21 protein-coding genes are annotated in these 25,878 nt (G+C 42.0%); 7 read left to right on the top strand and 14 right to left on the bottom strand.

Translation table 11 applies throughout. The features are described from left to right. Nucleotides 1-97 precede the first annotated feature (97 nt). Complete coding sequence (locus VTAP4600_RS25615) at nucleotides 98-2,218, bottom strand: hypothetical protein (protein WP_231898020.1); 2,121 nt, start codon at nucleotides 2,216-2,218, stop codon at nucleotides 98-100. Between the two features lie 894 nt (nucleotides 2,219-3,112). On the opposite strand from VTAP4600_RS25615, the gene VTAP4600_RS25610 reads away from it, so the two are divergent. Next, nucleotides 3,113-4,057 (top strand): Abi family protein, encoded by a 945-nt coding sequence (locus tag VTAP4600_RS25610; RefSeq protein WP_228445020.1) that lies wholly within the window; start codon nucleotides 3,113-3,115, stop codon nucleotides 4,055-4,057. Between the two features lie 610 nt (nucleotides 4,058-4,667). Here VTAP4600_RS25610 and VTAP4600_RS25605 read toward each other — a convergent pair. The 13 genes from VTAP4600_RS25605 to VTAP4600_RS25545 form a co-directional block, all read right to left on the bottom strand. Next, nucleotides 4,668-7,784 (bottom strand): type I restriction endonuclease subunit R, EcoR124 family, encoded by a 3,117-nt coding sequence (locus VTAP4600_RS25605; protein WP_012397038.1) that lies wholly within the window; start codon nucleotides 7,782-7,784, stop codon nucleotides 4,668-4,670. Nucleotides 7,785-7,945: 161 nt separating this feature from the next. Beyond that, nucleotides 7,946-9,205 carry a restriction endonuclease subunit S gene (locus VTAP4600_RS25600; RefSeq protein ID WP_012397037.1) on the bottom strand — a complete coding sequence of 420 codons (1,260 nt, stop codon included), beginning with the start codon at nucleotides 9,203-9,205 and terminating at the stop codon, nucleotides 7,946-7,948. Further along, nucleotides 9,198-11,792, bottom strand: a complete 2,595-nt coding sequence (locus tag VTAP4600_RS25595; RefSeq protein WP_012397036.1) for a type I restriction-modification system subunit M — start codon at nucleotides 11,790-11,792, stop codon at nucleotides 9,198-9,200. The genes VTAP4600_RS25600 and VTAP4600_RS25595 overlap by 8 nt, the downstream gene beginning before the upstream one ends. A 7-nt stretch (nucleotides 11,793-11,799) precedes the next feature. Next, nucleotides 11,800-12,741, bottom strand: a complete 942-nt coding sequence (locus VTAP4600_RS25590; protein WP_012397035.1) for a nucleotidyl transferase AbiEii/AbiGii toxin family protein — start codon at nucleotides 12,739-12,741, stop codon at nucleotides 11,800-11,802. 2 nt (nucleotides 12,742-12,743) lie between these two features. Next, on the bottom strand, nucleotides 12,744-13,148 hold the full coding sequence (locus VTAP4600_RS25585) for a DUF6088 family protein (protein ID WP_012397034.1): 405 nt from the start codon (nucleotides 13,146-13,148) through the stop codon (nucleotides 12,744-12,746). A gap of 187 nt (nucleotides 13,149-13,335) precedes the next feature. After that, on the bottom strand, nucleotides 13,336-13,929 hold the full coding sequence (locus VTAP4600_RS25580) for a tyrosine-type recombinase/integrase (RefSeq protein ID WP_012397033.1): 594 nt from the start codon (nucleotides 13,927-13,929) through the stop codon (nucleotides 13,336-13,338). 263 nt (nucleotides 13,930-14,192) lie between these two features. Beyond that, nucleotides 14,193-14,681 carry a hypothetical protein gene (locus VTAP4600_RS25575; RefSeq protein ID WP_131825470.1) on the bottom strand — a complete coding sequence of 163 codons (489 nt, stop codon included), beginning with the start codon at nucleotides 14,679-14,681 and terminating at the stop codon, nucleotides 14,193-14,195. 131 nt (nucleotides 14,682-14,812) lie between these two features. Beyond that, the gene (locus tag VTAP4600_RS25570) at nucleotides 14,813-15,280 is read right to left on the bottom strand and encodes a hypothetical protein (protein WP_012397031.1); all 468 of its coding nucleotides are present in this window, start codon (nucleotides 15,278-15,280) and stop codon (nucleotides 14,813-14,815) included. Nucleotides 15,281-15,424: 144 nt separating this feature from the next. Then, nucleotides 15,425-16,165 (bottom strand): IS21-like element helper ATPase IstB, encoded by a 741-nt coding sequence (gene istB, locus VTAP4600_RS25565; RefSeq protein ID WP_012397030.1) that lies wholly within the window; start codon nucleotides 16,163-16,165, stop codon nucleotides 15,425-15,427. A gap of 9 nt (nucleotides 16,166-16,174) precedes the next feature. After that, the gene (gene istA, locus VTAP4600_RS25560) at nucleotides 16,175-17,707 is read right to left on the bottom strand and encodes an IS21 family transposase (protein WP_102521770.1); all 1,533 of its coding nucleotides are present in this window, start codon (nucleotides 17,705-17,707) and stop codon (nucleotides 16,175-16,177) included. Between the two features lie 595 nt (nucleotides 17,708-18,302). Next, on the bottom strand, nucleotides 18,303-18,794 hold the full coding sequence (locus tag VTAP4600_RS25555) for an RDD family protein (RefSeq protein ID WP_012397028.1): 492 nt from the start codon (nucleotides 18,792-18,794) through the stop codon (nucleotides 18,303-18,305). A 415-nt stretch (nucleotides 18,795-19,209) separates the two neighbouring features. Beyond that, a complete protein-coding gene (locus tag VTAP4600_RS25550; RefSeq protein ID WP_012397027.1) occupies nucleotides 19,210-19,524 on the bottom strand; it encodes a helix-turn-helix domain-containing protein in 315 nt (104 codons plus the stop codon). Next, the gene (locus VTAP4600_RS25545; RefSeq protein WP_012397026.1) at nucleotides 19,511-19,843 is read right to left on the bottom strand and encodes a type II toxin-antitoxin system RelE/ParE family toxin; all 333 of its coding nucleotides are present in this window, start codon (nucleotides 19,841-19,843) and stop codon (nucleotides 19,511-19,513) included. Before VTAP4600_RS25545 ends, VTAP4600_RS25550 begins: the two co-directional genes overlap by 14 nt. An 880-nt stretch (nucleotides 19,844-20,723) precedes the next feature. On the opposite strand from VTAP4600_RS25545, the gene VTAP4600_RS25540 reads away from it, so the two are divergent. The 6 genes from VTAP4600_RS25540 (at nucleotide 20,724) to VTAP4600_RS25515 (ending at nucleotide 25,861) form a co-directional block, all read left to right on the top strand. After that, nucleotides 20,724-22,547, top strand: coding sequence for a ParB/RepB/Spo0J family partition protein (locus VTAP4600_RS25540; protein WP_102525550.1), 1,824 nt, complete (start codon nucleotides 20,724-20,726; stop codon nucleotides 22,545-22,547). A 683-nt stretch (nucleotides 22,548-23,230) separates the two neighbouring features. Then, nucleotides 23,231-23,575: a hypothetical protein gene (locus VTAP4600_RS25535; protein WP_012397024.1), complete on the top strand. Its 345-nt coding sequence runs from the start codon at nucleotides 23,231-23,233 to the stop codon at nucleotides 23,573-23,575. A gap of 23 nt (nucleotides 23,576-23,598) precedes the next feature. Continuing rightward, complete coding sequence (locus VTAP4600_RS25530; protein WP_012397023.1) at nucleotides 23,599-23,985, top strand: DUF7659 family protein; 387 nt, start codon at nucleotides 23,599-23,601, stop codon at nucleotides 23,983-23,985. Between the two features lie 84 nt (nucleotides 23,986-24,069). Then, nucleotides 24,070-24,405 carry a hypothetical protein gene (locus VTAP4600_RS25525; RefSeq protein WP_012397022.1) on the top strand — a complete coding sequence of 112 codons (336 nt, stop codon included), beginning with the start codon at nucleotides 24,070-24,072 and terminating at the stop codon, nucleotides 24,403-24,405. A 61-nt stretch (nucleotides 24,406-24,466) separates the two neighbouring features. After that, complete coding sequence (locus tag VTAP4600_RS25520) at nucleotides 24,467-24,910, top strand: lytic transglycosylase domain-containing protein (protein WP_012397021.1); 444 nt, start codon at nucleotides 24,467-24,469, stop codon at nucleotides 24,908-24,910. 591 nt (nucleotides 24,911-25,501) lie between these two features. Next, the gene (locus tag VTAP4600_RS25515) at nucleotides 25,502-25,861 is read left to right on the top strand and encodes a hypothetical protein (protein ID WP_012397020.1); all 360 of its coding nucleotides are present in this window, start codon (nucleotides 25,502-25,504) and stop codon (nucleotides 25,859-25,861) included. The last annotated feature ends 17 nt before the right edge of the window (nucleotides 25,862-25,878 follow it).

Raw genomic sequence — 25,878 nt, 5'->3', positions numbered from 1 at the left:
TATCACGACAGCGGTCGCCTTGAGAAACTCATAGAGGCATCGGGCTTGTTCAACAATCGGATTAAGTGCTGACTTCGCAGCGCTTAATCCTTATTTGTTAGTTGCTGATGAGCCTATCATTCCCAAACAGGTGCATTGCAGTAGATGCCCCTGGACTTATATAAATAGATTCAACATACAAATTAGCTTTGTTGACTGAATAAGAAATATTGTAACCATTTTCCATATTTCTAATAAACTCTTTCAGCCAGATCCCAGGAATAGATACATTTAAACTCCAACTCGGAGAAATGACAGCCTCATACCCTTCCTGTAACAGTTTTTTAACTAAGGTGTGTGTGCTATTCGAATAGTAGTTCTCAACAATACTTCCAGCGTGGCAAACAAACATAATAGCGACTTTTCCAGAACCAAAAATGTTATCTATGTTATATGCTTTCCCATCTGATGGGTATAAACCACGAAATCCTGAATTACCATCACGCCCCCCATGTGATATAAAAACATTAATATCTGAACTAGGGTTAGGAATTAAACCTTCTTCATATATAACATTAGTATCGCCTAAATTTTCTTTGATTTTTGAAAAAGCAATAGAAATAGCAGTATCACCTTCAACTATAGGTGCCCAAACATTTATTTTCTGTAGATCAATTTTATTATTTGCATACGTTAAGTAATTATCAAATGATAATGGCGATGATATTGATTGTTTTAACCCTAAAATATCTCCATCAACTTTTATTAAATTATGAGGAAAGGAAGAAAATCCCACGTCACTAAAAACAACTATATTACTAGAGGAAATTGGAATATTAAAATTAGGTAATCTTTTAACTATAGAATCTTTTTCTTTTAGCCAGATGTCTTCTCTAGTTACAAAAGGGCTACCAGTTATAGGCGAATCATTAAAAGCCAACTCTTGTTGGTAATTTTTAACCCACTCATTAATTTCCTTTTTATTTGTAGATTCAATGTAATCACAAAACGTGAATCCACCATTCTCAAAAACAACAGCGTACACTCGATCATTATTAAACCCAAGCCATAAAAATTGAGAATTAATTACTGACAATCTATCAGAAATGTAAGTTAAAAATTTTCTAAACCTTAATGAATTTTTACTTTCTAGATTAAAAGTTTGATGGATTGTTCCACTAACAGAATCTATAGGATTACCGACAAAACCAACACCTGCATCTGAATTTAATTGATGTCCCAATAAAACGCCTTCAATGTCAGATTTATTAAATGCACTTTCAATCACTCGATTAGCCGTAACGATTAACTGATTTACTTCATGGACATAGTCTGCCTTATTCCTTGTGCGAGATAGGTTAACAAGCCCTTCAATCAAGGCAGCTTTCCCTTCTGAGTTCCCCTTTAAAATCTTCGCTCTAAGGCCTTGAATTTCTTGGCTTGTAAGTTTAGATTCAACTATAGATTCAAATTCTATAATATTTTTTGTTGTTTTATACTCTTGATTGAAGAGTGTATTCATATTACAAATTAGTGCGTACCATGGTATCAAGGAGGACTTGCCAAATTCTAATATTTTATCTTTATTTTCACCAAGATATCGTTCAGTGTCTTTAACAACGCTTGAATTATTTTCCATTATTTGCATGTAAAAATTAGCAAGATCTAGCTTTTGTTTATTATATTCATCGAGATTTAGATCTGATATATATCTTTTGTATATACTTCTTGCCAATTCGAAAAACTGAAAAGTTCTTAAGGCTAAAAATATTGTAATATAAGCCTTTTCCATAAATTCTGCACAAATAGATTCTTCATTGCACAGTGACGTAAAAAGTAGACAACCATTTAATAGTGAATCTATAACATTAGTCTGGCTAGTATAAATAGAAAATCTAGCGTAATGACCATAATACAAAACGTCATCAGCATGAGAGCAAATCAATGCCTCATCTGCATAATCACGGGCTTCTTGGTATAAGCCATCTCTATTCATTCGTTCCAAAATAGAACTAAACTGTATAAAAAACTCGTGTTGACAATCATATTTTTTTGATAGGACTTTAGATATCCCTAGGCAAATAGCTCTTGGAGGCATCTCTGCATTTAGTTCACTAACATCTATTGGTTCACTAACATACTTATCCAGCATAGATCTTGTGCAACAATATATATTTAATTTCTCACTTTCATCTAAATATGGTAGTTTAAAATTTAGTATTCTTATACCTTTTTTCACACGTTCCAAAACACCTTTTAAAAAAGCTTATGAATAGTTCCATATCAATTTCATGTGATACATTGCTTCCTTTATAATTAGGTTTATAGCTAACAGCTTCGACCTTATTAAGAAGCAACATCAGTAAATAAGGGACAGAGTTAGAACCTATCTCATGAAGTTCATGTGATAAGTTAGCAGACATTTGTCTTAAATCATCAACTTCTGATCCATTAATTAAATATAATATTTCATCTATTTTTTTAGTATATCTTCATCAACGTCGTTACCTAACGACACCTTCTCAAGAAATAATTTTTTTAACTCTATAATTTTTTGATTCATTCTACTACCTATCTTTATTTTTATTAAATTCTAACCAACCATTAAGAACAGAAAACATGATGACTAATATTGAAACCTTAGCAACTAACGATTTATCTGCGGATCAATTCCGTATATTAAACTATGGAATCGAATGCGTATCAACCCAAAGTAAAGTTTATACAGAACTATAGAGCATCATCGTTATTGGAGATGCTTACTATTAGGTTTAGTAATGTCTTCTTTAGTGGTCGAAACAAACTTTGGGGCATAAATCAGTTTCGGAAAACCATACATTAGCAAATCATGAATAACTACAGGTGTGGCAAATAGCACAATTGACGTGCAGGACGCACCGGATGATGTGTCGAAACATCTACCTTACGAAGACCGCACTCGCCTGAGAAAAGTATTAAGGCCGCCACCCTTCTAGAGCAGATCGCTCAATTTACTTTTATAGAGGCTCGGGCTTATTCAACACTTGGGATTTAACGTTGGCTACGCGGCGCTTAATCCTTATCTGTTAAATGCATTTAGACGCCTTTGCATAACTGGCATATAATGTTCCTTTTGCTCTCTAACCACAAGCATATGAAACCTAACAATATTAGTGAAACCATCAATACGATATCATCAGATCGCCTTAACAGTTATCGTAATTACTTTAACCTCGCATCAGATGAGGAATGCTTAGGTGTATACTTGTGGAATGATGCACTATCAGCATCATTTTTTAAGCTAATTAGTATATTTGAAGTAGCCTTGCGAAATACTATTCATAGAGAGCTGTCTCGTCAACTTGAAGCAAATCGCCAACAAGGGCACGTATTTGACAATGATTGGTATGAGCACCTAATTGCACAAAATCATTTACACCCAAAAACTATAGATCTAATTAGAAAGGTGACTCACCTAAAATCGAGAAGACGAAGGTTAACTGCCAAACACCCAGTTCCCACACCGGGAAAGGTGATTGCGGCACAAAGCTTTGGCTTTTGGAGTTTTTTGATTACTCATACTGTAGGAAATAACACTGTTGACTGGAAAAATGTTCTATTTAATGGACTAAAGGGGCACTTTGCAGTGCACTCAACTTATTGGACTCAAGATGCAATAGACGATTTTCTCAACCGTTTAAGCCAAGTAAATGAGCTGAGGAATCGTATTGCTCATCATGAACCTATATGGAAATTTACAGAAGTTAAGCATCATCGTACAAACACCGTAATTTATCCTGCAGCATCAACACCAGAAGAAAGCATGCAACGCATGAGAACGCTTAATGACAGAATGTGCAGATTGTTAGGTTGGATTTCTGAAGATAGGAAGAATGACTACCTCGAATCTCATTACAAAGCTCATTTTGACTGGCTAACTAGTTTAGAAGCGTTGAATGTATATAAATCACTTTCTTATAGTAATATGCTTACACCGACTCAAGCGAAAAGACAGTTTAACTCCATCATAAAAAGTTCAAAAGTATACGAGATCGTGGGCAAGCGTGGGGTCGTTACAATCCTACCTGGAGTTGTATAGTTGACACTAGAGCCACTATGTATCATAATTCAGTCACTAGCTCGTCAGACTAAAGTTTTGGTAATAAAATTCTCGCCAATGACTCTGACTTGAGCACTCTAGAGAGCACCCCGCGGGGTGCTTTTCGCTTTTCTGGTGCAAGATAAATCAAATCAAATCCATTTAACGCTATATAGATGCATTTTTTCTGATTATATGCGACTAATCATAACGCTAATTATACTCCCGCTCAATCTAATGCCCGTATTGCCTAGCGACTAGGATGTGAACTTCAGAAATTGCCGAAAGTTTTCGTATAACTCCGGCGGATTCTGAGCAAGCAATACGATTTTCAACCTACAAACGCCCAAAATAAGCTCGGCCTAACGCTCTTGCATCGGATTAGATTTGATAGGGAAAACGCACGCTCCCTAGAGGGTGTAGAGCATTTGTTCTAACGCAAAAAGGGGCATAAACGTTCTAGCAGTGATCGTGCTGGCACGTCTCTGGACAATTATCAGTTAGAGTAAAAACCCAAGTAAATATGTTTACTCGGGCTTTATTTTTCCGCCAACAAGTACATGTGATTTTATAGGCTGTTTTTTGCATAAAAATTATATGGAATTGTACTTTAATCTTCTTTTTGTAAAACAAACTCTCTTAGAAGCTTATCCAGCTCGATGTTCACCTTAGGTGGCGGTAACGTTTTATCTAACTTTGCTTCCAAATAAGCCTTTGCCTTGGCTTTATCGACACTGGCTTTCAGTGTGTCAAAGCGTCCGAAGTTATTCAGGTTTGCAGCAGTAACCTGACCTGTTTTCAGTGATTTTAGCAGTTGCCCATCTAGCCCCAACGCATCGACAATAATTTGCAAAGCTTCATTTTCTTCTTCTACTTGCGCCCTAGTAATGTAGTCCTGCAATGTTTTCCCGGATTCGATAATCAAGTTACCTGCTTGTACATCAATAAGCAGTTTATGGGCTTGCTTTTGCTCATCTTGACTTAAACTCGCAAAAGATTTGTGTAGCTCATCTCGTGTTTGCTGCATCTGCTCAGGCGTAACATTGGGTTGGCTAAGCTGTTTTAGAAACTTAGAAAACTGTGCATTCATATAGTTATGATCAATTCGCCCCGTGTTTTGCTCTGTCAAATAACCCCAAATGGCGTAAGGTACGGCGGGCTCATTCCCCCCACCGTCACCACCAGATGATAGCTCTTTATAGCGCTGCAATAGGGTTTGATGCTGCGATTCGGTAAAGGCCACATCTACCGCACTGCCCGTATCCTCAAACTGATAGCTGCTTTCCTGCCAGTCGAATCCTTGCACTTTGGCCGCTTCTAAATACTTATTGAACTCATTGAATAAGCTCGCAAACTTAGCTTGAACAGCCTCGTCTTTCGGCAGCTGCCCAAAGTACGTGATTTGCTCATTGTTAAACAGCACTTCAATGTCTGCGAACACCTCATTGAGGTGATTAAGATTATCTTCCAGCTTATCGACGAAGACACCAAAAGGACGATCCCCAGAGTAAAGCTTGAGCGCTTTATTGATGTTCTGCTCCATGGTATGTGGTTTACGGTAATAACGGATATTCCCGAAAGGTTTATCCAAACCGAACAGACGGTTAGTGCGTGAAAACGCCTGAATGATATTGGCGTATTCCAGCGTCTTATCCAGATAGAGGGTATTCACCCATTTTGAATCGTACCCCGTCAGCATTTGGTCAACGACAATCAACAGGTGCAATTGTTGATCTGGTTGCTGCTCTGCGTGTTGGTAAGGCTTTTTATGGGCGAGTCGTGCCGCGATATCCTTTTTAAACTGCGCATGGGTTGGCAGGGTATAAGTGGTGTTGTAGGTGTTATTGTAATCTTCAATAATCTCGGTTAAGCCGGCCTCTTTTGCTATCGCGCCGCCTTTATTGTCAATATTCGGGTCAAACAGAGCTGTAACCTTCAAATGAGGGGCTTGTTGCTTAAATAGGCGATAATATTCCAGCGCTTCGGGAATGTTATGGGTGGCAAAAATACCATGAAACTTGTTGGCGCGGCTGAATCGTGTCCAGTTACCCAGTATGTCATCCATCACTTTTTGCTTATGCTCGATGCGGTCATATTGACTGGCTGGCAGCAATGCCTCAATGCCACGCACGGTTTTGCCGTTAATCTCGGACGTAGCCATGGGCACTCGTGCACTGTCCATGTACTTATCGTAAGCTTTTTCTTTTACTGGATCGCCAAACACTTCCGCATGTGTATTCACTTTGGCCTTTTCGAGGGCAACAGCGCTCCGTAAATCGCTATCTTTGTAGGTCATCACCTTATAGGGATCAAATCCCAGCACGTTGCCGTCACGAATGCCATCGCGAATGCTATAACGGTGTAGTTCATCGCCAAAAATCGTACTGGTCGTGCTGTCTTTCTTTTGGTTTTCTTCCTGAATCGGGGTGCCAGTAAAGCCAAAAAACACCGCATTAGGGAATGTTTTTTTAATGTCAGTTAGCATATCGCCAAAGGTAGAGCGGTGCGCTTCGTCAACAATAAAGGCAATACGCTTTTGGTTAATTTTCTCAATATCGGCGGTTTTTAACTGACCTTCATCCTGAATGTTACTCATTTTTTGGATAGAGGTAACAATGAGGCAATCGCCAGGCTTGGTGCTTTTTAGCTTGGTGATTAATACATGGGTATTTTCCGTGCCCTGAACTTCATCCGTGGCATCGGCAAAACTGCGATACTCTTCCAACGACTGAGTGCCCAGCTCAATACGATCCATCAGAAATACGACTTTATCGGCATCCCCTGAGTTAGCGATAAGCTGCGCGGATTTAAAGCTGGTCATGGTTTTACCAGAGCCTGTGGTGTGCCAGATATAACCACCTTTGTTTTTCACCGACCAGTCAAGGCCACTTATCTTGCTGGAAATGGCGTTAGTGGCATAGTACTGATAGCTGCGCATCACCTTTAATACGCCATCAGCATTGTCGGCCACAGTGTAAAAACCTATTAACTGGTGTGCCATAGGGATAGAAAGCAGATCAGTAATCACTTTATGCCAATGGTTCACCGGCTCGTTAGAAAAATCTGCCCATTGGAAGTAGTAATCGTGATTAAAGCGGCCATCTTTGCCGGGATTGGCAAAATAGAGGCTGTGGTCTGGGGTCATCGCCACAAATACTTGCACCAGTGCAATAATGCCTGCGCTAAAGTGGCCTTCATGAGTGTATTTCTCTATTTGGTTGCACGCTTCGATCACGGGTACACCGGAACGTTTTAGCTCCAGATGGATGACAGGCATGCCGTTAATCAGCAATAGCAGATCGCCTCTGCGGTCATGCTGCACGGCACTTTTGCGGTTAAATCTTGGCTGCTGAACAATTTGATACCGGCTCTTACCCGCCGCGATCTCTTGGCGGTCGTAGATATGCAGGCTGATCTCTTTGCCATAATGCAGCGCATCGTCGGGGTTATCTCGCTTTATGGATACGGTTTTACCGTTAATAAAGCCATTGAGTTTTAAAGGCGTTTTAAGCGAGGTTATCTGTTCAACAATCTGCTGCATCTCGCTGCCGGTTAGCGGTGCGTTATTGAGGCGATCAATGCTATTGTTATTTTGAAAGAGAATATCTGCCCAGTTTTGCAGTAAATCCGCTTCAGTGAGGTTTTTTAGAACAGTATCTTCCCAGCCTTTTTTACAAAGTTCGGTAATTACATCCTGTTCGAATAAAGCTTCTTTGGTGTAGGTCACAACCTGTCCTTGCTGACGTTGGCTCGCAATCCGCCGTCTATTTGCAGAGGTTGACGCGAGGGGCTAAATATATATTTTATGCTGGTCTGTTTGTGCGCTTACACCAGATTTGATGTGAGGGCGCTGAGATTCAAGCGATTAAACTTAATGGATGAAAATCATCACACAAACATCTTTGCCAGATACGTCTGTTTCAGATTTTTCAGCTTATCTATCTGCTGCTGTTGTAGGTTGATCAAACGGTCAAGGTTTTGGAAATACTCAGCGATTTTGGTTTGTTCTTTTATAGTAGGCATAGGAACAAGTAAATCTTTTATGTCACTATTTCTAACATGAACAACTGATTTTCCTTGAGCTTTTTTCGCTAGCTCAGCCTGACAACAACTATAAGTTATGATGAGTGCCAAAAAGCTAGGTAGAATTTTATTATTTGGATAAATTATATTTAAGTCTCCACCCAGTATTACATTAGGTTGTAAAACCGCTGAAGCACGAGCAATATCTTCCGCACTTTCCCCTGACGCAGGTACGATGACCTCTCTTCCTTTACTCATAATACCTTTGCTCTCAGAGCTAACAAATGTATCGACCTCTGTGATGATTGTTTGATAATTGGTATATAAACGACCATACAGCACGATAGGGACTCCAAACGTATTCAAGTCGCCTTTTGTAAACCCCTTTCCTTTGTTAAAGCTGGCATTTGTTCCCAAAGGCTCAACTTCCCATTTCTCACTAAACCCAGCAAAACGCAGTTCAGGCACCGTCTGTCCAGCTTTAGGGAACATTTTACCCAGCATGGCTTTCTTTAGCTGTTGCAGCTTGGCGAACTTGTCTTGGTGTAGCTTTAGTTGCTTGTCGACATTTTGAAAATAATAACCTAGGGATGTTTGCTCAACTTTGTTTGGAAAAAAAAACTTGCTACTTTTTACTTTATCTGGTGAAGAATGCTTAACAGTCGTGCCAGAGGATGTTGCAACTATTTGGTTTCGATATGTGTCCGTACTTAAAAGATAAAAAAGAAATCCATAGTCACCTTTGTATTGAATTAACTTACCCAAACGCTGATTGTGTAAGTAAGTCGTTCCATCATCAGGGACAATAGCGGGAAGCCCTAACATTTGTGCAGTTGGAGTTAGGTCTGTCATCGTGATGAAAACATCACCAGCTGCAAATATAAACTTTTGGGGTGTTTTCCCTTCTAGTTTATAATTTTGACCTTTCCCATATTGAAAACCCCCACCAATATGCACACTTCCCGGTGTCAATACTTCATAACCAGTTTTATCTTTACAGAAATACTCACTTTTAAACGCATAGCCATTTGCCAATGATAAAACGTCTCCAAGTGGCTTTTCTTCCCACTCATCTTCAAATCCTTCAAAACGTATAGTAGGTAAAGCGAGTTTTCCTTTACTCATGCTGTCCACCTGCTAATGCTTTACCTTGCAGGAAGCCTTTTAACGCTTTGATGCCCAGCATATCGAAATCACTCCCTTGTAGCTCACCCATCATTTCAGCTAGTTGCTGCTCGACTTGCTGGGTTTCATTGGCTATATCGCCATAGGTTTGGGCGTATTTGTCTGCTAACGCTTGCAGTTTATTAGTTAAGCGTTGGATGAGCTGTTGTGGCAACTGTGCTAATGACTGTACGATGGGTTGCACCCATTTAAGTAGCAGTAGGTGCTCGATTTCTGATTTAGTCAATTCAGTGATCTTTTTCTTAGTCGCTTCTAGCAAGGTTTCATCTGCAGTTTTAAGGCTCTTTTTCAGCGTTTTTTCTTCACTTTGCAGCTTTGAAACGGCTAACAATGTGTTCTCAAAGCCGTCTTTAGCAAAGGTTTCACCACGCTTTTTATCAGCTTTGATTTGCTTCACTTCTTTGTTTAGTTCAACATTCACAAAAGCCGTTTTATCTTCATTGACGCAAGCGGACTCTTTATCGTCTTCACTCAAGCCATTAAAGAGTTCTTCAATCTCGGTATTAATGGTTTGCAGACGTTCGCTGATGGTTTGAATGTGTTTTAACTCTTCCTTAAAGTAGGTTTTCTCAACTAACTCAAAAGGAAAGATATGACCAAGCCAGCCTTCTTGTACTTGTACCTCTTTGCCTTTCTGTTTTTTGGTAACCATCTTAGGCTCCACCTTTTTACAGGTGTCCATGCCTTCGGTTTGGATCATCTCTAAATCTGCCCCAAGCTGCTGCCATTTGGCATCCAGCATTTGATAGGCGTCGTATTTGTCAATCAAGGCAATGCCTTGCAAACGGCGGAAGATCTCATCACTGATAATACCTCGCTGTCGCGAACGTTTTACCTGTAATAACTCGGTGATCAAACTTTGCTTTAGGTAGGCTTCAAAGTCGCCGAACGCCTGTTTATATTGGCCGTTAAACCGTTGGGTGTCCTCATGGGCGGTGATGGCGGCTTTCACATCTTCCACGCTTAGTGCGGAGTATTCGCTAGAGGTTGCAGTAAACAAGCTCGCTTTAAGGCTTGGCATTGCCTGCCAATAGGGGCTTAACGCCGCAAGTTCGCTGTTGGGGATATCCCCGAACATGGATGCGTAGATATCCCAGCTTTCAGCCTCATCAGATGAGTCGACATAACGTGGAATGTTCAGATTGTAACCGTTCTCTCGGATCGTCTGTCGGTTGACCAGTGCAGAAAATTTTAGCTGAGATTGGCGGCTAACCACGGTATCCACAATGCGCTTGATGTCGCAGGCACGTAGCTTGTTGTTTTTTCCTTCTTTAACGAAGCCTTTTGAGGCATCAATGATGAGTACGTCATCGTTGTTTCGGGTTTGCTTGAGCACCAAAACAATAGTGGGAATACCCGTACCAAAGAAAACATTGGCAGGCAGCCCGATAATGGCGTCAATGTGGTTCTTTTCTATTAGGTTTTCACGAATTTTACCTTCATCCCCCCCACGGAACAGTACCCCATGAGGCAATACAATGGTCATGATGCCATCGGGTTTTATGTGGTATAGGTCATGCAGCAAGAAGGCGTAATCCGCTTTGGTTTTTGGCGCAAGGCCAAATGGCGAATAACGCGGATCTTTATCTTTAAACTCCGGGTCCCACTTTTGTGAATAAGGCGGGTTTGAAACGACGGCATCCACTCGCAGCGGCTCATGGGTTTTATTGCTATCAATTGGCCAGTCATCTTCTAGCGTATCTGCATTGCGGGTGATGATGTCGTTAGGCAAAATCCCACGCATAAATAGGTTCATACGGGTTAAGTTGTAGGTGTTTTTCTTGAGCTCTTGGGCAAAATAACGAATGTTATTCTCACCACCTAGACGATTTTCTACCGATTGACCGATGTTGATCAGCAACGAGCCTGAGCCACTGGTTGGATCGTAAATTTGAATTTTTTCTCGGTCCTTAAGGTGGTCAGCCATGATCTCTGACATCAGTACCGAGACTTCGTGAGGCGTATAAAATTCGCCGGCTTTTTTCCCCGCGTTAGCAGCAAATTGGCTGATTAAGTATTCGTAGATAAAGCCGAGTACATCATAGTCTTGCTTGCCTTTCATTGGGATGTCGTTGATCAAGTGGATCAAGCTTCTCGCCGCTTTAGTTTGTGATGCGGCATTTTCCCCTAACTTACTAAGGCCAGTCTCTAGCGTGTTAAAGATGCCCTCAAACAGATCTTTATGGGCAGGGTTAATCAAGCGACCAAACGCTGATAATGCATCACGGACGTAGGCAATGTCGAAATCTTGTCCGTCTTCTACCCAAGTAGAAAACAGATTGTCGTAGGCGATGAAATAGCCAATCTCATTTCGTACATAATTCAGGGTGTCTTCGTCTTGCTCGTTGAGTTCTTTGATTGATTGTTCATCAAATTCGTTATTGATCAGAAACTGAACTTGCTTATCTGACAAGAACTTATAAAAGATAAAACCCAAGATGTAATCTTTGTAGTCGTTCGCTTCAATTTTAGAACGCATTTGGTTTGCCGATTCCCAAATTTTGGCGGCAAGTTGTTGTTTATTCATTATCTACTCAAATTGTTTTAATCAATGATTCAGCGATGCGTTTAAATGAGGCAAAGCAGGTATCAAAATCATGGGGTTCGGTGTTAAACACCATTGGCGTAACAAAGTCTTGAAAGCGTTGGCGGAAAATCGGGTTGTCTTCTAGCTCTTGTAAGCCAAGGCGTAGCTCCTTAATAGGGGCAGCGACAAACTCAGCATGCTGGTTACCAAAGCGGTCGATATCTTCTTTCAATACTGTGAGAAATAATGAGGTTAGTGACTCAATATCTAGCGTCTGCGCTGTATCAATGCAATGAACGTCGTAGATATGACGGACCAACGTGACATCATCTTTACGTTCGGTGTCACGCTTAACCAACATAGTACGACGTAACATAGAAAGTACTTTCTCCACTAATGTTGCGTAAACAGAAACACAAGCGAATGCGCTGACCTCTTGTGGTTGCTTATAAAGCTCTGCAACTAACGATTGAATTCCTCGGTCTTCTACTTCTAGAAGCGGAATAGTTTCCATCAGCTCTAATTTGATGATTGGTCGCAAGCATGGAGCTTGGTTGAATTGTTGAGGATATTTAAGTTCATACTCCACATAACGGTATTCATCACGAACAAGTCGGCTTTCAACTGTAAATTGCTGAGATCGCGCAATCACCTGCTCTATTTGCTCGATAAGCATTTTACGTGCGGTTTTCTTTTTACCACGACTCAACGCATCAAACTCTTTACTTGGGATCAGTTTAATATCAACGTCTTCTGACATCCGTAGGATTTTGACATTAGATTTGGCTAATGCCGTACCACCTGCAAAAACCAATTGGTGAGTTTCAAAGGTAAGTTTTTCTAGCTCAGCAAGCAGAGCAACAACCCAGTAATCTTTTTCAATAATGGCTGGGTTTCCTAGCGCTAAAGCATCGGAAACCTCAAGGAATTGTTGTTTTAGTTTTTTCATCGTTAACTCGGAGAATTCAGTACTCGATTACCTACTACCAGCTTGCGATTAAACTGCTTAGGATTCCATGAATAATGAACGGATGATGGTACTTGTGTGCTTTCACCTGAAAAGCTCTGTAGAGACAAACTATCCATCTCAAAGTCAACGCCCTTCATTTTTAATATTTCCCGGATAAGGGCATCGCTACCACCAGGGTTGGTAGGCATGGGTCTTCCTGTAAGGCTATTAACCCTTGCTTTGGTATACAAACCATAGCCAAGCTTCATTAGTTCACCTTGCTTTACTAATTGCCTCAATGCTCTACCTACTTGATCATAACTGGCAAACCCATCAAAGTCTTTGCGTTCAAAGACATAGCGTCTTGAACGCTTTATATTCTGATAAATACGATCTGCCGCAGTCATTTGAACCTCCTAACTTTAATTCAAAACAGTATAACTCAACTTATTTTAACAAGGAATAAATACGGCACTGTGCGTTGAAAGAAAGCGGTATTAAAATAAGATCAAAAAACATAAGTGATTGTTATAAGTTAAAATAAACCAACACCTCATCCGTGGCACCATAAAGAAAAGGAAGCTTTGACCTACATTAAGAGTCTATCCCCTCTGAAATATTGAGCGCATCTTCAATTTCGACACCTAGATAACGAATGGTATTGTCGAGCTTTACGTGACCAAGTAGTAATTGAACTGCACGGATATTTTTGGTGCGAGCATAGATTAATGTCGCTTTCGTTCGACGCATTGAATGTGTGCCGTAAAGGTATGGGTCGTAACAGAGTTCAGTGGCCCAACGACGAATGATGGTTGCGTAACGACTATAACTCATGGGCTTACCCTGCTTGCGAGGGCTAGGGAACAAGTAATCTGATGCGGATATTTGGCTCTTCATTATCCATTGAGCCAATGACTGTGCAGTACGAGATGTGATCTCAAACTGGACCTCTCTACCAGTTTTACTCTGGCTGTAAAGCACGCGATCTTGAATCACACCACCAGAAGAGATATCCCTCACTTTCATTCTAAGCAAGTCACAAGAACGTAACTTACAGTCTATGGCGAGATTGAGCAAGGCCAGTTCCATGATGTTTCCTTCGATTTCGAGTCTAGTGCGAATTCGCCAGATATCTTCAAGTTTGAAGGGTTTTTTCTGCCCTGTTAAATGACCTTTCTTTGTCCACATAATTGACCTCCAGTATGACTTTAGAAGTGGCCTTATTAAGTTTAGAGGAGATAAATTGAATGGTTATGCAGTGAGGAAGCTGAGAAAGATTGCAGGCTTAAGTGCGTTAGAGTATTTGATCTAGCTGATTTTGGGGCATAAACGTTCTAGCAGTGATCGTGCTGGCACGTCTCTGGACAGAAGTAATTTAGTGACATTGGACAAAATTACTTCAATTGATTAGGAAAAGTATCTTGAAAATCTAAACGCTTGTTAGCATTCTGTTATTTGATATGTTTTCCTCGAAGTTGCGGAAACTCAAATATTGGAAATTCGTCTATGTGTGAGTAAGCGTTATATAAACTGATCGCGAGATTTGGTATGAAGTTAGAAAAATCAAAATATGCCTGCTCTTTTGATGTTTGATCATGCCAGTACCTAATCTCTATAAATGATTTAGACCAACGCTGTATTTCTCTTTCAAAACTAGCTTTTTCAATATCACCAACTAGGTGAACATACATTCGTCTTACCCAGTTTTTCCTATCTTCTGGAAGTAGTTTATACAAGCTCCAAAGGCTATGTTCCTTACAAGGGTCAATTCCTTGATTTGCTAACTCCCCCTTAAGGAATAACTCTGATGCAAAAGCAAAACAGACCATAACAGGAGCTACTAAACGATTATTTTCAACACTCTTTGAGGCCTCTAAACCCGCTAACACAAACTCTTCAGCTGTATGGGTCGCCCCACCATGCATTTTTTGAACTGACATTTGATTTATATACTCCTTAAGAAGGCTAGTCGCGTTAAGTTGCAACGCCACCACCTAACCTATTGCACCTTAACCCAAAACCCAACCTTGAACTGAGAATGCCAAGGGTTGGGAATCTGCCTTAGCTCTTGTTATGAGTTTCGCAAAGCACCTAATTGCTCATTTAGCATAATGTATAAGCAACTGATTGAAATTTCAAACTTAGAGTCTCCACCATCTTTTATATAACCAAAGGGGTCAAGTCGCTCAACTTCACAAGTGAAGTCTTGTATTGTTACATCAATCCCTGAAGGTGAAATGTTGTGCGAATATTTGTTTCGAATCGTATTCAGCTTTTTTATTGCAACCCAGAACTCATCGGGTAACTCTGTAGATTTCGATAGGGCCCAACATAACTCTAATTTTTTGGCGAACATCATATTATTAGTGATCTTTATACCTAGAGGATTATCTAAGCTCAGGTGGAGGGTTAAAATATCACTCAAAAGTTCTTCGATTAATAAATGCCCTTTAAGGACAACTAAGACCTTATCTTCGCCTACGGGAAGTAGCCTCATAAAGCGAGCAAATCTAAATCCTTGCTTTGCTGAAGATTCCATAATTACCTCTAACTCATCACGCTTTCTATACGGCTGCCAGCCGTTTTCTATATTGCTATGATGCCTGCGTATTTCGGCGATTCCGATCGGGCGTTTCGGTTTAATCCGATCACCTGACCCTGCCGTTTTTCTCTACCTCTAGTTTTACTCTAACTGATCGGATTGCGCCAGTTTTCTCATTGATTCCCCTCCTAGTTCTAATCGGTGGCTGTTATGGATTAATCGGTCTAAAACAGCATCAGCAACCGTGGCGTTACCTATCATGTTGTACCATTCTTTTACAGGAAGTTGGCTTATCATCATCGTGCTGCTGACCTGATATCTGTCTTCAAGTAACTCCAGTAAATGACCTGCATGATCCTGAGTGAGCTTTTCCATTCCCCAGTCATCTAGGACGAGTAAGCCTTTTTTCGATAGTGCCAGTAGCTGTTTTTGATATGTGCCGTCAAGACGGCCTGAACTTAGATCATCCAGTAAGCGACTCAAACGGTAATATCGAACGCTATGTTGCTGCTCGCAAGCCTGAGCCGATAAAGCGCAAGCGATATAGGTTTTTCCTGCTCCTGTAGGGCCAGTGATCAAGATATTTTGATGTTTGTGCAGATAGATTCCTGTCAGAAGTTCACTCATCTGACTCCGCATTAGACCTCGCCCTTCTTTGTAAATAATTTGGCTTGCCTGCGCATCTACTCTGAGCTTGGCTTGTCGCTTGAGCCTTTGGATCTTAGTTTGGTTTCGGTTAAGCAACTCACTCTCTAGAAGTAAGCTTAACCTTTCTTCGAACGCTAGCTCTGCGTAAGTGGATAGCTGCTCACGTTGCTGCTCTAAAGCTTGTGCTGCATGACCAAGGCGAAGTGCTTTTAGTTGTTCATTTATCTGGTTCATTACGTACTCCTAGTGGTAAAAGTCAGGGCCACGAACATTGCTGTGCTCTATGTTGGGTGTGGTTTGAGTTTCTGATGAGAGTTGGCCTTCCCGATGGTTTACTAACAAGTTTTTGACGAACTTAAGATAGGGTTTATTGATTAGAAGCGCATCCTTACAGGCTTGCTCTAGACGAACATCACCGTATTTTTTACTCAGGTTCAATAAGCCAAGACAGCTACGATAAGCTTGTTCAGGGTGTGCCTTTTTCATCAATTGAACATTCACCATTTCACGAGTTGCAGCGCCAATATGTTCTCCCCAGCGCAATAATCGTTCAGGAGACCATTTCTGATACCGATGGTTGCTGGGCATGTGTTCGGGGTAAGTGCTTATCCCTCGTTCTTTTGGGCTACATGGATGTTGTGAGACTAGGTTTCCTTGATAATAAATGCGTATCAAGCGGGAAGTGGCTTCAAGTTCAACATGTTGTCCCACTAACTGGTGAGGCACAGAGTAGTAATGTTTTCTGTACTCTATGTGGTAGTCAGGCCCAACTTTCGCCCGCTTAGTTTCGGTATAGATGTAGCGTTGGATTGGAAGTGGTCTCAATGCTGGTTTATCTAACTGCTCGAACAGTGCCTGACGGCTGGCTCCTAGCTGTTTCATTTCCCTTTGGTTCAAATCATTCATTAGCTCACGGATGGCTAGGTTTAACTCTTTGAACGTGTGGAAGGTATTGTGTCGTAGTCGCATCATTATCCAACGCTCAACAATGAGCACTGCATTTTCAGCTTTTGCTTTGTCTTTAGGTTTGTATGGTCGAGCAGGCATGACAGCCGTCTGGTAATGGTTAGATAGTTTCTGGTAACTATCGTTGAGCTGAGGTTCATAGCGGTCATGTTTAGTGACAGCCGAACGCAGGTTATCAGGGACTAACAACCTTGGAACCCCGCCGAAGTGTTCGAAGGCATTGGCATGGGCTTCCAGCCAGTGTTCTAGTTTTTGACTCTCACTTGCTTCCACGTAGGTATAATTGGATGCACCAAGAGTGGCAACAAAAACCTGGGCATGACGGATCTCTCCCGTGTCAGGGTTAACGACTGGGATCGTTGGGCCACAGTAATCAATGAACAGCTTGTCACCTGCGATGTGGGTCTGTCGCATGCTACGCTTCTGCTTCTTTAACCAACGCATGTAATGTTCACAGAACTGAGTATAAGCGTAGGCTCGCTCCTGATATTGCTCGTAATATTCTTCCCACAACAGCAGTTTCGTCATGCCTTTTCTTTTTAGTTCCGTACAACAGTTAGCGAAGTTTGGCATCGCTTTGGCTTTATTCGCTCCTTTTGGGTGATAAAGCGCATTGGTTAACTCTGTATCTGAACAACTATCAGGGAGCGGCCAACCTATTTGGCTTTGATTAAAACGACTGATGATTTCAGATACGGTCGCACAACCAATTTTCAGACAGGAAGCGATATTTCTGTGTGACAATCCGCACTCGAATTTAAGGCGTAAAACCTCTTTGATTTTTGTCATTGGTGTTCTCTTTTTTGGCATCATCACTTCCTAGTTGTATACGACTACTAACAAGGATAGCGACTGGTTGATTTAAAAGAGAAAAAGGGAGGGTTTCGGAGTATCCGATCAGTGATTTCGCTATTCCGATCGCCCATTTCGGAGTTTGGGCTAAAGTGATCGGATTATTGCGGAATGAGCGATCGGTTTAAACCGAAACAGGTGATCGGATAATGCCGAAATAGGTGATCGCAATGCTCCGAAATACGCAGATGCCGTCTTTCATTCAGCAGTTAATTGACAATCAATAAGTTAGCATGACGAAGTGATGGTTAGATTCGACATGAGGCATAATTTCTTTCCATGCTCGTAGCACACCCCTTTCGGATAAATGTTGGTAGGGAAAATACGTATTAATAGGATGTGTATGATCTTTTGCACTAAATGATTTTGGGGCAAAAATTACTTAGAGCAATTGCTTAAATTAGGGAAATACAGATAACGTCAGGTATGGGAAAGTCGCTTAGTGAATGCCCAGTCTGATTGGAGCAGATCAGTTTTTCATAATTAGACTCCCTTAAACACTTCACGGTTCAGAATAGACTGAGTAGGTGGGGAGTCCAATTATCTTGTTATGTTAATTTTTTGACGAGAACTCAACTTCTTGAGGTATATTGCGATCTTTTTCGCATATAACTACAGTATTGGCGAGTTTGTCGTGCCACCCCTGTTTACGCTTATCCCACGCAACCCAAAATATACCTAGACCAAGAGGGATTGTCGCTAGGATATACCCAAGGTATCTTATAATATACTGTTGAAGGGTAGGTTTATCGCCAGTCTTAGCGTCTACAATTTTAGCTGATATAGCCATTTTGCCTGGAGTCGCTTGACGATAAAGCCAGAAACCGATGATCGCTACCAATGGAAAAATCCAGCTTAAAATCAGGTCAGCGAAACCTTGCACTAATGCATCATTGTCAAAATATGCCCAGCCATAAACTGCTACTAGAATCGGGTATGTAAGGACACAAATTATCACAGTATCGATTAGACTAGCACCAACTCGAGGCCAAAAGCCTGAGTATTCGTACAAATCGCTCATTTTAGCAGGAACATTATCTTTCATATTATTTACCTAGTTTATAAAACCGACGCAAACATATGATACGCAATGTAATTTCTTTCTCAAGTTAATACTCAACCTATTGAAATTCACCTCAATATTGAGCGACAATTAACATAACGCTTTCTATACGACTTTTGGTCGTCTTTTATCGTCCTATAATGCAGCCTTTCCAATCAAAGTTCAATTAACAATCAATAAGTTAATGAGATGTGTTGAGTATTAGACCGCCAAATGACGCATAATTTTTAAAAAGCTTAATTCGGCACTTCATCGAATAACTACAGATAAGGCAAACGTACAGTCTAAGATTTTGAGTAGATATTCGCGCTGAGAAGGAATGGGGCAAAGCGTGTTTGCTATAGTCGGTTCGCATCACCTCTGCCAAGTGGACTGACAGAGGAAAAGCTAACAAACTTTATAGCTGAGCGATGTGCGACAGAGTTTCTGGGTGGCGCTGAACCAATTTTAGAAGGGTTACTGCTTGTCCATTTGGTGCGCTACGCCCTTGTTCCCAGTTCTCTAACGTACGAGATGATGTGTGCAACAAACGAGCAAAAACACCACGAGACATATTAAAATGCTCTCGAATTCTCATGATTTCATCAGGTGAGATATTTAACTCACTGATGTCGTTAAATTGATGATTTTTAAGGGTAAGCTTGCCCTCTGAATGCTCTTTAGCCTCAACAAGTGCTGAACTTAGCTCCGCAAATAGATCACGATTGCTCATTACGCCACGCCTCCATAAAAGCCTTTAGTTGTTTCTTTTGGTCTGCGGTTAAGTCGGACATTTCATTCTTGCCGTAAATCGTCAGCAAGTAGAAACGACGTTTCTCATCGAGGAAGTAATAGATAACGCGAGAGCCACCTCGCTTGCCCTTACCTTTACTTGCAACTCGAATCTTTCGCAAACCACCTGTACCTTGAATCACGTCACCTTGGTTCGGGTTAGACATTAACTCAGCTTGAAAAAGCCTAAACTCATCATCGCTGAGATATTCATAACGGTACTTTTCAAATATGGTCGATTCGACAAATATACTTCTCATACGCAAAGTATACGCAAGTAACGTACAGATAGCAAAACTATACGTGATTAACGTGGCTATAATTTTTGGAGCAGTAAGTCTGACTTGAGCTATGACGCTTATTAAACGGATTTATTCTTTAATTATATGCAACCAATCATCAGTCAACTCTAATTATACTCACGCTCAATCGAAAGCCTGTTCTGCCTAGCGTCTAAGATATGAACTTCAGAAATTGCCGAAAATTTCCGTATAATTCCAGCGGTGTCTGAGCAATATGATTTTTCGCCTGCTCAAACTAAAATGAGCATGCTCTTACCCTCTTTCATCGATTAGATTTGGTAGGGAAAACGCACGTTCCCTAAAATGTGTAGAGCTTTAGCTCTGAACGATTTTGGGGCAAAACCTTCTTAGAGTTAAAGGTCTAACTGTTGTGATCGCTCTCTAACGGTTCAATTGATGCTCAAAATGAACACACTTTATGCTCTTCCTGCAGCCGTTCCCGTTAGGGCGTGACCGCAAGCGGTCGGGCTTTTCGTCGTTCCTCCTCCTATCGCTAACTTGAAGCCCATATTGAGCAAGCTCAATGCGCTTCTAAGTTCCAGATAGACAATCCCTCACGCAAACGCGTCGTTAGGCGTCTGAAGCGACGCACTCCGCTCTATTTCACGCCTTTACGCTAAGAGGGCGTCATCGCTTCGGTGCTTCGTTCATTTTGTTTTACTTTTTGATTTGAGCTCACTTGCTTACCCGCGCTGATTTCTTAATCTCTCAACGTTCGCCCTCTTTGCAAGGGAGGCTGCGCCGCTTCGCGCCCTTGTCAAAGCGGTCTTTCAAGTTGAGTCGATGAAACCAGGCAATAAGCGAAGTGATACTCAACGAACCAAAAAGGAAAACCGCTATGAACGCAATCAACCCAATCTCAGCGCCCTCTAACCGTCAAGACGCGACCAGCGTATCGCCGCTGGACACTCAGGCAACTGCACAAAATGATGCCTCTATTGTGATGCTGCCTGTTAATCAATTGGTGGTGTCGGATTTAAACGTGCGAAAGAGCAAAGCCAGTAAAGCCGATGATGAATCTCTACAAGCGTCCATCTTGGCGCATGGCGTCATTCAAAACTTGGTCGCGCTGCCTTGTGAGTCAGGTCGGTATCCTGTTATCAGTGGGGGTCGTCGTTTAACTCAACTTCAAGCGCTGGTTGAATTAAATAACATCCCGCCTGAATACCTTGTGCCCGTTAAAATCTTGAATGCGTCCACCGTGTCGCACGATGCCACTGAAATCTCATTGACTGAAAACGTCACACGCGCCTCGATGCACCCAGTCGATGAGTTTGAGGCGTACTCAAAAAGAGTCGAAGACGGCGCAACCGTGGCCGAAGTCGCGCAACGCTTTGGTAAAACACAACGTTACGTGCATCAGCGCATGAAATTAGCGGCGGTCGAGTCGGCTATCCTTGAAGCATACCGCGAGGGCAACGTCTCTCTTGAGCGTGTCATGTTATTCACCTTTGCCAGTCCAGAGCGTCAACGAGACGTGTGGGAACAAGTGAAAGAGAAATCTTGGTATTCTGAACATCAAGTACGCCACATGCTCAAAGGATCTGCATTGGAAGCGTCAAGCGGACTCGTCACGTTTGTTGGTCAAGCGTCTTACGAACAAGCAGGGGGAATGGTCACCACGGATTTGTTTTCTGACAAAATCTATTTTGAAGACCGCGCCTTAATGGAATCGCTTGCGAGGGCTAAGATACAACTTGAAGCGGATAAACTGAGCGCGCAGGGCTGGAAATGGACCGAAATACTGCTCACACGCACTCACGATGAATCGCGTGGCTATGTTGAACTGACGGCCAATCAAGGTAAATATAAGAAAGCCGAGAAAGCGTTAGCAGGGTGCATTCTCGCGTTAGGTCACAACGGGGATATCTGTATCATTAAAGGTTTGGTGGCGAAATCCGAACGTAAAGCGCTCAAAGCCTTGCAAGCCGAATATGCCAAGAAAGCAAACCGTGAAAAGGATGTCGAACGAGGAGAGGGTTTAAGTGACGTTGTCGCGTCAGAGCCAACCTATTCCGGCGCACTTACTGACGATTTGAACGCGCACCGCCTTGTTATCGCAAAACATGCCTTGATGCAAAATACGTCACTTGCGCTCGATGCGCTTCACTTCTCTTTGTGCCTGAAAGCCCAAAATCAATACTTGAGTGCGCCCATTAATGTCACCCTACATCACAGCGCTGTTGAGCCAAAGCAAGGGGATTTTAATGAGAACAAAGCACTTGAGCGTATCGAGCAACACAAGCAAAGCTTGGACATGACGTGGTATGAGGCAAGCGGTGAGCACGAACGCTTTCAAGCGTTCGTTGCCCTCGATAGTGAAGAAAAACACAAGCAAGTGGCGTTCGCCACGTCATTAATGCTCGTGCCTTGTCTGGTTGGGGATAACCGCTCCACTCATAATTTCCTCTATCAAGCGCTGGCCTTTGACGCCCCCGATTACTGGCGACCAACCACGGACAGCTTCATCAAACGCATCAACAAAGAGGCGCTGATTGATATTGCCCGTCCCGTGATGTCAGAAACGTGGTTACAGAGCGCCCAAACGCTCAAGAAGAGTGATTTGGTGAAGCAATTAACTGTCTGGCTTAATGGGGGAGATAACTCACTGACAGAGCCACAAAGGGCGCATTTCGCTCAGTGGATGCCCGTGGGCTTTTAATGTCCTCAATATGCAGTCCTGACGGACTGCATATCCCTAACCGTGTGTGCTTCTTTCTTCGTCTACGAAAAAGGCGTGCTCCCCATTACCAGGATAAGTTCAGGAAAAAGCAAAAAGAAAGGCTCGTTAACACGAGCAAGCGCTGTCCCAGGGCCTGTTTTGATTGGCCGGTTTTTGTTTATGGGCAAGGCGTGAACTCAACGCATGCTGGTTTAGGTTTAGGGTGAGAATACTTAAGTATCGGTGAGGCATGTGGAGGTGACTTCTTGTGCTGAGCTTTCCGTTTTCTTGGGCGTTCTCGCTTCGCTCCGTTCATTCCGTCGCTTCGCTCCTCCCGCGATAACGCATGACACGAATATCGAGCAAAGCTCGATGTGCCATTGCGTTCCTGCGAACAATCACCCAACGCCTCCGCTCACTGCGTTCGCTACGCCTCGTCATTCTTCCTCGTTGTCTTTCACTGCCTGTCATTAAGGCAGAGTAAGGGCCGAGTTTTTTATGCGCCGATTTTCCTTTCTACTCGTATCCCCTTACGGACTCGCAAGCTGTTAACCATGACCTTTCAGAACCTCAATAACAAGGGTATATGAACGCTTCGCGCCCTTGTTATTGAGAACCATGAAAGCCCGATGGACAGCTAAGCGGCTCCGAAAGGTGATACTCAAACAAAAAGGAAACTCCCCATGGCGCAACAAAACTCAACCCTAACTCTCTCTACATGCCAAACAGCGACCAGCGTCTCGCCGCTGGAGCACGAAAGCTCACCAAAACATGATGTCTCTTTAGAGCAAAGCAAGAGCGAACAACAAGGATTTGCGATTGCGCCGTGGAGTGACATTACAGCAGAAGAACTCAAGGCCGCAGGGTTTGTTCAGCGTGAGGCTCAGTACTTCCCGTTCACGCTGGCAGAGGTACGCGCCCTTATCATGCGCCAATTTCAAATCGGGACGTTAAGGGACTGTTTTGTTGTGCTGGATGTGTCTACGCCTTTTGAAACCCTTTATTCATTTGACCGTTGCCCGTTTTAATTAAGACAAGGAATAGTAAAACCATGAAATCGTTATCCCATTACATCCAAGATAAACAAACGCAAGCGTTTAATGACGCAGGGGCTTTTTTTGCTTTTTCTAATCAGCAGTTTGCCAAAGCAAAAAAACAAGGCATTGAATACGTCTCAATAGGGGCTGGATTAATTTGTCCTACCGACAGAGCCAAACAATTAATTAACCGTCTCGCCACCATTAACCAAGAAGGAATTAAGCAAGACATCGAAGAAAATGGGAAAGACGCCATTATTCGCCGTGAGCTATTTAACTACGAATGCTTTTATAGCGGGGACATTATGGATTGCGTCGAAAACCTCACCGAGTACGGCTATTGCTTTGATGATGTTCACCAAGTCTATCGCCACATTTGCCAGACCGAAAACGTGTGTTAATCAGCCAATAAAAAACGCCTTGATATCGACGTCAATAAATATCAAGGCGCTACCCATTATATAGAGATAAAGGACAACCCAATAATGAGTGAACTAGAGTTTACAATAGAAAACAAAAAAACGGAAGCAGAGCAGTATGTGTGCAGCGCCCAACCTTTTGATTTAGGAGCGGTGGTGATGACTCAAGGCGTAAAAATGTTATTGAGTGACAACATCGGAGCCAATTTGCGTATTTACTTAATGCGTCATCAAAACGGCGATTGGGGGGATATGCCAATAGAAGATAAAATTGCCAATGATGAAGCGACAAAAATAGGCGCTCGTATCATGTCAGGTTATCAAATTTGCAATCAAAGGATTTGGGTTATTACCGAAGGCGATCGAAGTGTGACCACCGTATTATTCCCGTTCGAATATTAATGTCGGTTGTCTATCGTGTTATCATCCAGCCTTCGGGCTGGATGGTTAATAGAGGGGTAAAATGAATAAACTGTCCGTATTGATGCTATGGTTTCCTTTTCCCGTGTTCGCTTTTTGTTTTGATGAGGCTGGCAATCATTATAATGTATCATCAGACTTACTCAGAGCCATTGCAACCGTTGAAAGTAACTTAAACCCTAATGCTATCAATGAAAATAAAAATAACGTCGGTGAGGTCGTGAGTAGCGATTATGGCCTAATGCAAATTAACTCAATCTGGTTCGACAAGCTTTCGGATTTTAATGTGAATGATCAGAATGTTTATGATCCGTGTTTTAACGTGTCATTAGGTGCATGGGTATTAAGCGCGAACTTTGCCAGTCACGGTTATAACTGGAACAGCGTGGGGGCATATAACGCAGGGTTTTCCAAACGTACCGAAACCGCCAGAAAAATATACATCCAAAAAGTCCAATCTGTTTATTATTCGCAAAACGTAAAATAACCCGCATTGCACCACTCTGGTGCAATGCGTCTTGCCGTCCAACGTTCTCATTCCTCTTTGCTCTTGCCTGTTCGTCCCTTTCTGCATCCCCGATTCAGTCGCCATGGGTTCGTCTTTTTTCTTCGGCCTGGTTTTATTTCCTCAAGTTCTACCCACTCAAGCTGATGAAGCCGCCCCGACTTTTTACTTTCTCTGAAAGTTCCCACACACCACGCTAAATCGGAAAACGATTTAAATGGTTGTCTGTAAAAATATAAAAGCATTAAAAACAAAGGCTTAATTAGATTTGTGGTGCGTGTATTTAGATGGGAAAAATTTTCAAAATCTCAACTAATTAGCCGCTGAAATCCCAATTAAAAAACATGCAGATAGAATGAATTCTAATTGATACCTTTTGGGTAAAGGCTTGGGAGCGATTTCAATGTAATATCAATGATATTTGATTGGATTGATATTTATCCCTTTTGTGCTGTGGGTCTAGAGTGAATGATAATGGTCATGTACAATGCATTTTCATTGTGATTTAATTGGGGTTCATTGAGGCTAAAAGTAAGCGTTCATTGACATTCATTGACGGAAAAAAGGTAAATTATGTCGCGTTCTTACCCTTTACAAACTTCCCTTAATGGGAAGTTAGAGCAAGATTTCGTTAAGTTTAAAAAGAGAGAGAAGTTGAGTGATGCAGAAGCCGCTCGCCAGCTTTTGACGTTGGCGTTGCGGATCAAACTTAATGATAGCGATGACGATCGTCCATCAAACCGTGAGTTGATGGAAGATACGTATCGCAGAGTTAGGCAAGTTCAAGGGGTATTAAATTTAAATTTAGCGCATAGCTTTGATGGTGAGAGGTATTACAAAAATAAAGCCGATTCCATTGAGCAAAGAAAATCCAATACGGCCTTGGTTGATAAAAGTGTCGAGGATTATCTTGCAGGCGAAAAAAAAGGGTAGCCCTATGGCTTAATGCC

This window comes from Vibrio tapetis subsp. tapetis (assembly GCF_900233005.1).
Lineage (GTDB): Bacteria > Pseudomonadota > Gammaproteobacteria > Enterobacterales > Vibrionaceae > Vibrio > Vibrio tapetis.
The sequence above is the reverse complement of the archived record's forward strand: the minus strand, read 5'-3'. Positions and strand labels throughout refer to the sequence as shown.

Bases quoted from the DNA above. Each gene is read 5' to 3' on its own strand.
- VTAP4600_RS25575 (WP_131825470.1), bottom strand. From the start codon at position 14,681: ATGTCAGTTCAAAAAATGCATGGTGGGGCGACCCATACAGCTGAAGAG.
- istA (WP_102521770.1), bottom strand. From the start codon at position 17,707: ATGCCAAAAAAGAGAACACCAATGACAAAAATCAAAGAGGTTTTACGC.
- VTAP4600_RS25540 (WP_102525550.1), top strand. From the start codon at position 20,724: ATGAACGCAATCAACCCAATCTCAGCGCCCTCTAACCGTCAAGACGCG.
- VTAP4600_RS25580 (WP_012397033.1), bottom strand. From the start codon at position 13,929: ATGTGGACAAAGAAAGGTCATTTAACAGGGCAGAAAAAACCCTTCAAA.
- VTAP4600_RS25555 (WP_012397028.1), bottom strand. From the start codon at position 18,794: ATGAAAGATAATGTTCCTGCTAAAATGAGCGATTTGTACGAATACTCA.
- VTAP4600_RS25525 (WP_012397022.1), top strand. From the start codon at position 24,070: ATGAGTGAACTAGAGTTTACAATAGAAAACAAAAAAACGGAAGCAGAG.
- VTAP4600_RS25595 (WP_012397036.1), bottom strand. From the start codon at position 11,792: ATGAATAAACAACAACTTGCCGCCAAAATTTGGGAATCGGCAAACCAA.
- VTAP4600_RS25515 (WP_012397020.1), top strand. From the start codon at position 25,502: ATGTCGCGTTCTTACCCTTTACAAACTTCCCTTAATGGGAAGTTAGAG.
- VTAP4600_RS25610 (WP_228445020.1), top strand. From the start codon at position 3,113: ATGAAACCTAACAATATTAGTGAAACCATCAATACGATATCATCAGAT.
- VTAP4600_RS25550 (WP_012397027.1), bottom strand. From the start codon at position 19,524: ATGAGCAATCGTGATCTATTTGCGGAGCTAAGTTCAGCACTTGTTGAG.
- VTAP4600_RS25585 (WP_012397034.1), bottom strand. From the start codon at position 13,148: ATGACTGCGGCAGATCGTATTTATCAGAATATAAAGCGTTCAAGACGC.
- VTAP4600_RS25535 (WP_012397024.1), top strand. From the start codon at position 23,231: ATGGCGCAACAAAACTCAACCCTAACTCTCTCTACATGCCAAACAGCG.
- VTAP4600_RS25520 (WP_012397021.1), top strand. From the start codon at position 24,467: ATGAATAAACTGTCCGTATTGATGCTATGGTTTCCTTTTCCCGTGTTC.
- VTAP4600_RS25600 (WP_012397037.1), bottom strand. From the start codon at position 9,205: ATGAGTAAAGGAAAACTCGCTTTACCTACTATACGTTTTGAAGGATTT.
- VTAP4600_RS25590 (WP_012397035.1), bottom strand. From the start codon at position 12,741: ATGAAAAAACTAAAACAACAATTCCTTGAGGTTTCCGATGCTTTAGCG.
- VTAP4600_RS25570 (WP_012397031.1), bottom strand. From the start codon at position 15,280: ATGGAATCTTCAGCAAAGCAAGGATTTAGATTTGCTCGCTTTATGAGG.
- istB (WP_012397030.1), bottom strand. From the start codon at position 16,165: ATGAACCAGATAAATGAACAACTAAAAGCACTTCGCCTTGGTCATGCA.
- VTAP4600_RS25530 (WP_012397023.1), top strand. From the start codon at position 23,599: ATGAAATCGTTATCCCATTACATCCAAGATAAACAAACGCAAGCGTTT.
- VTAP4600_RS25545 (WP_012397026.1), bottom strand. From the start codon at position 19,843: ATGAGAAGTATATTTGTCGAATCGACCATATTTGAAAAGTACCGTTAT.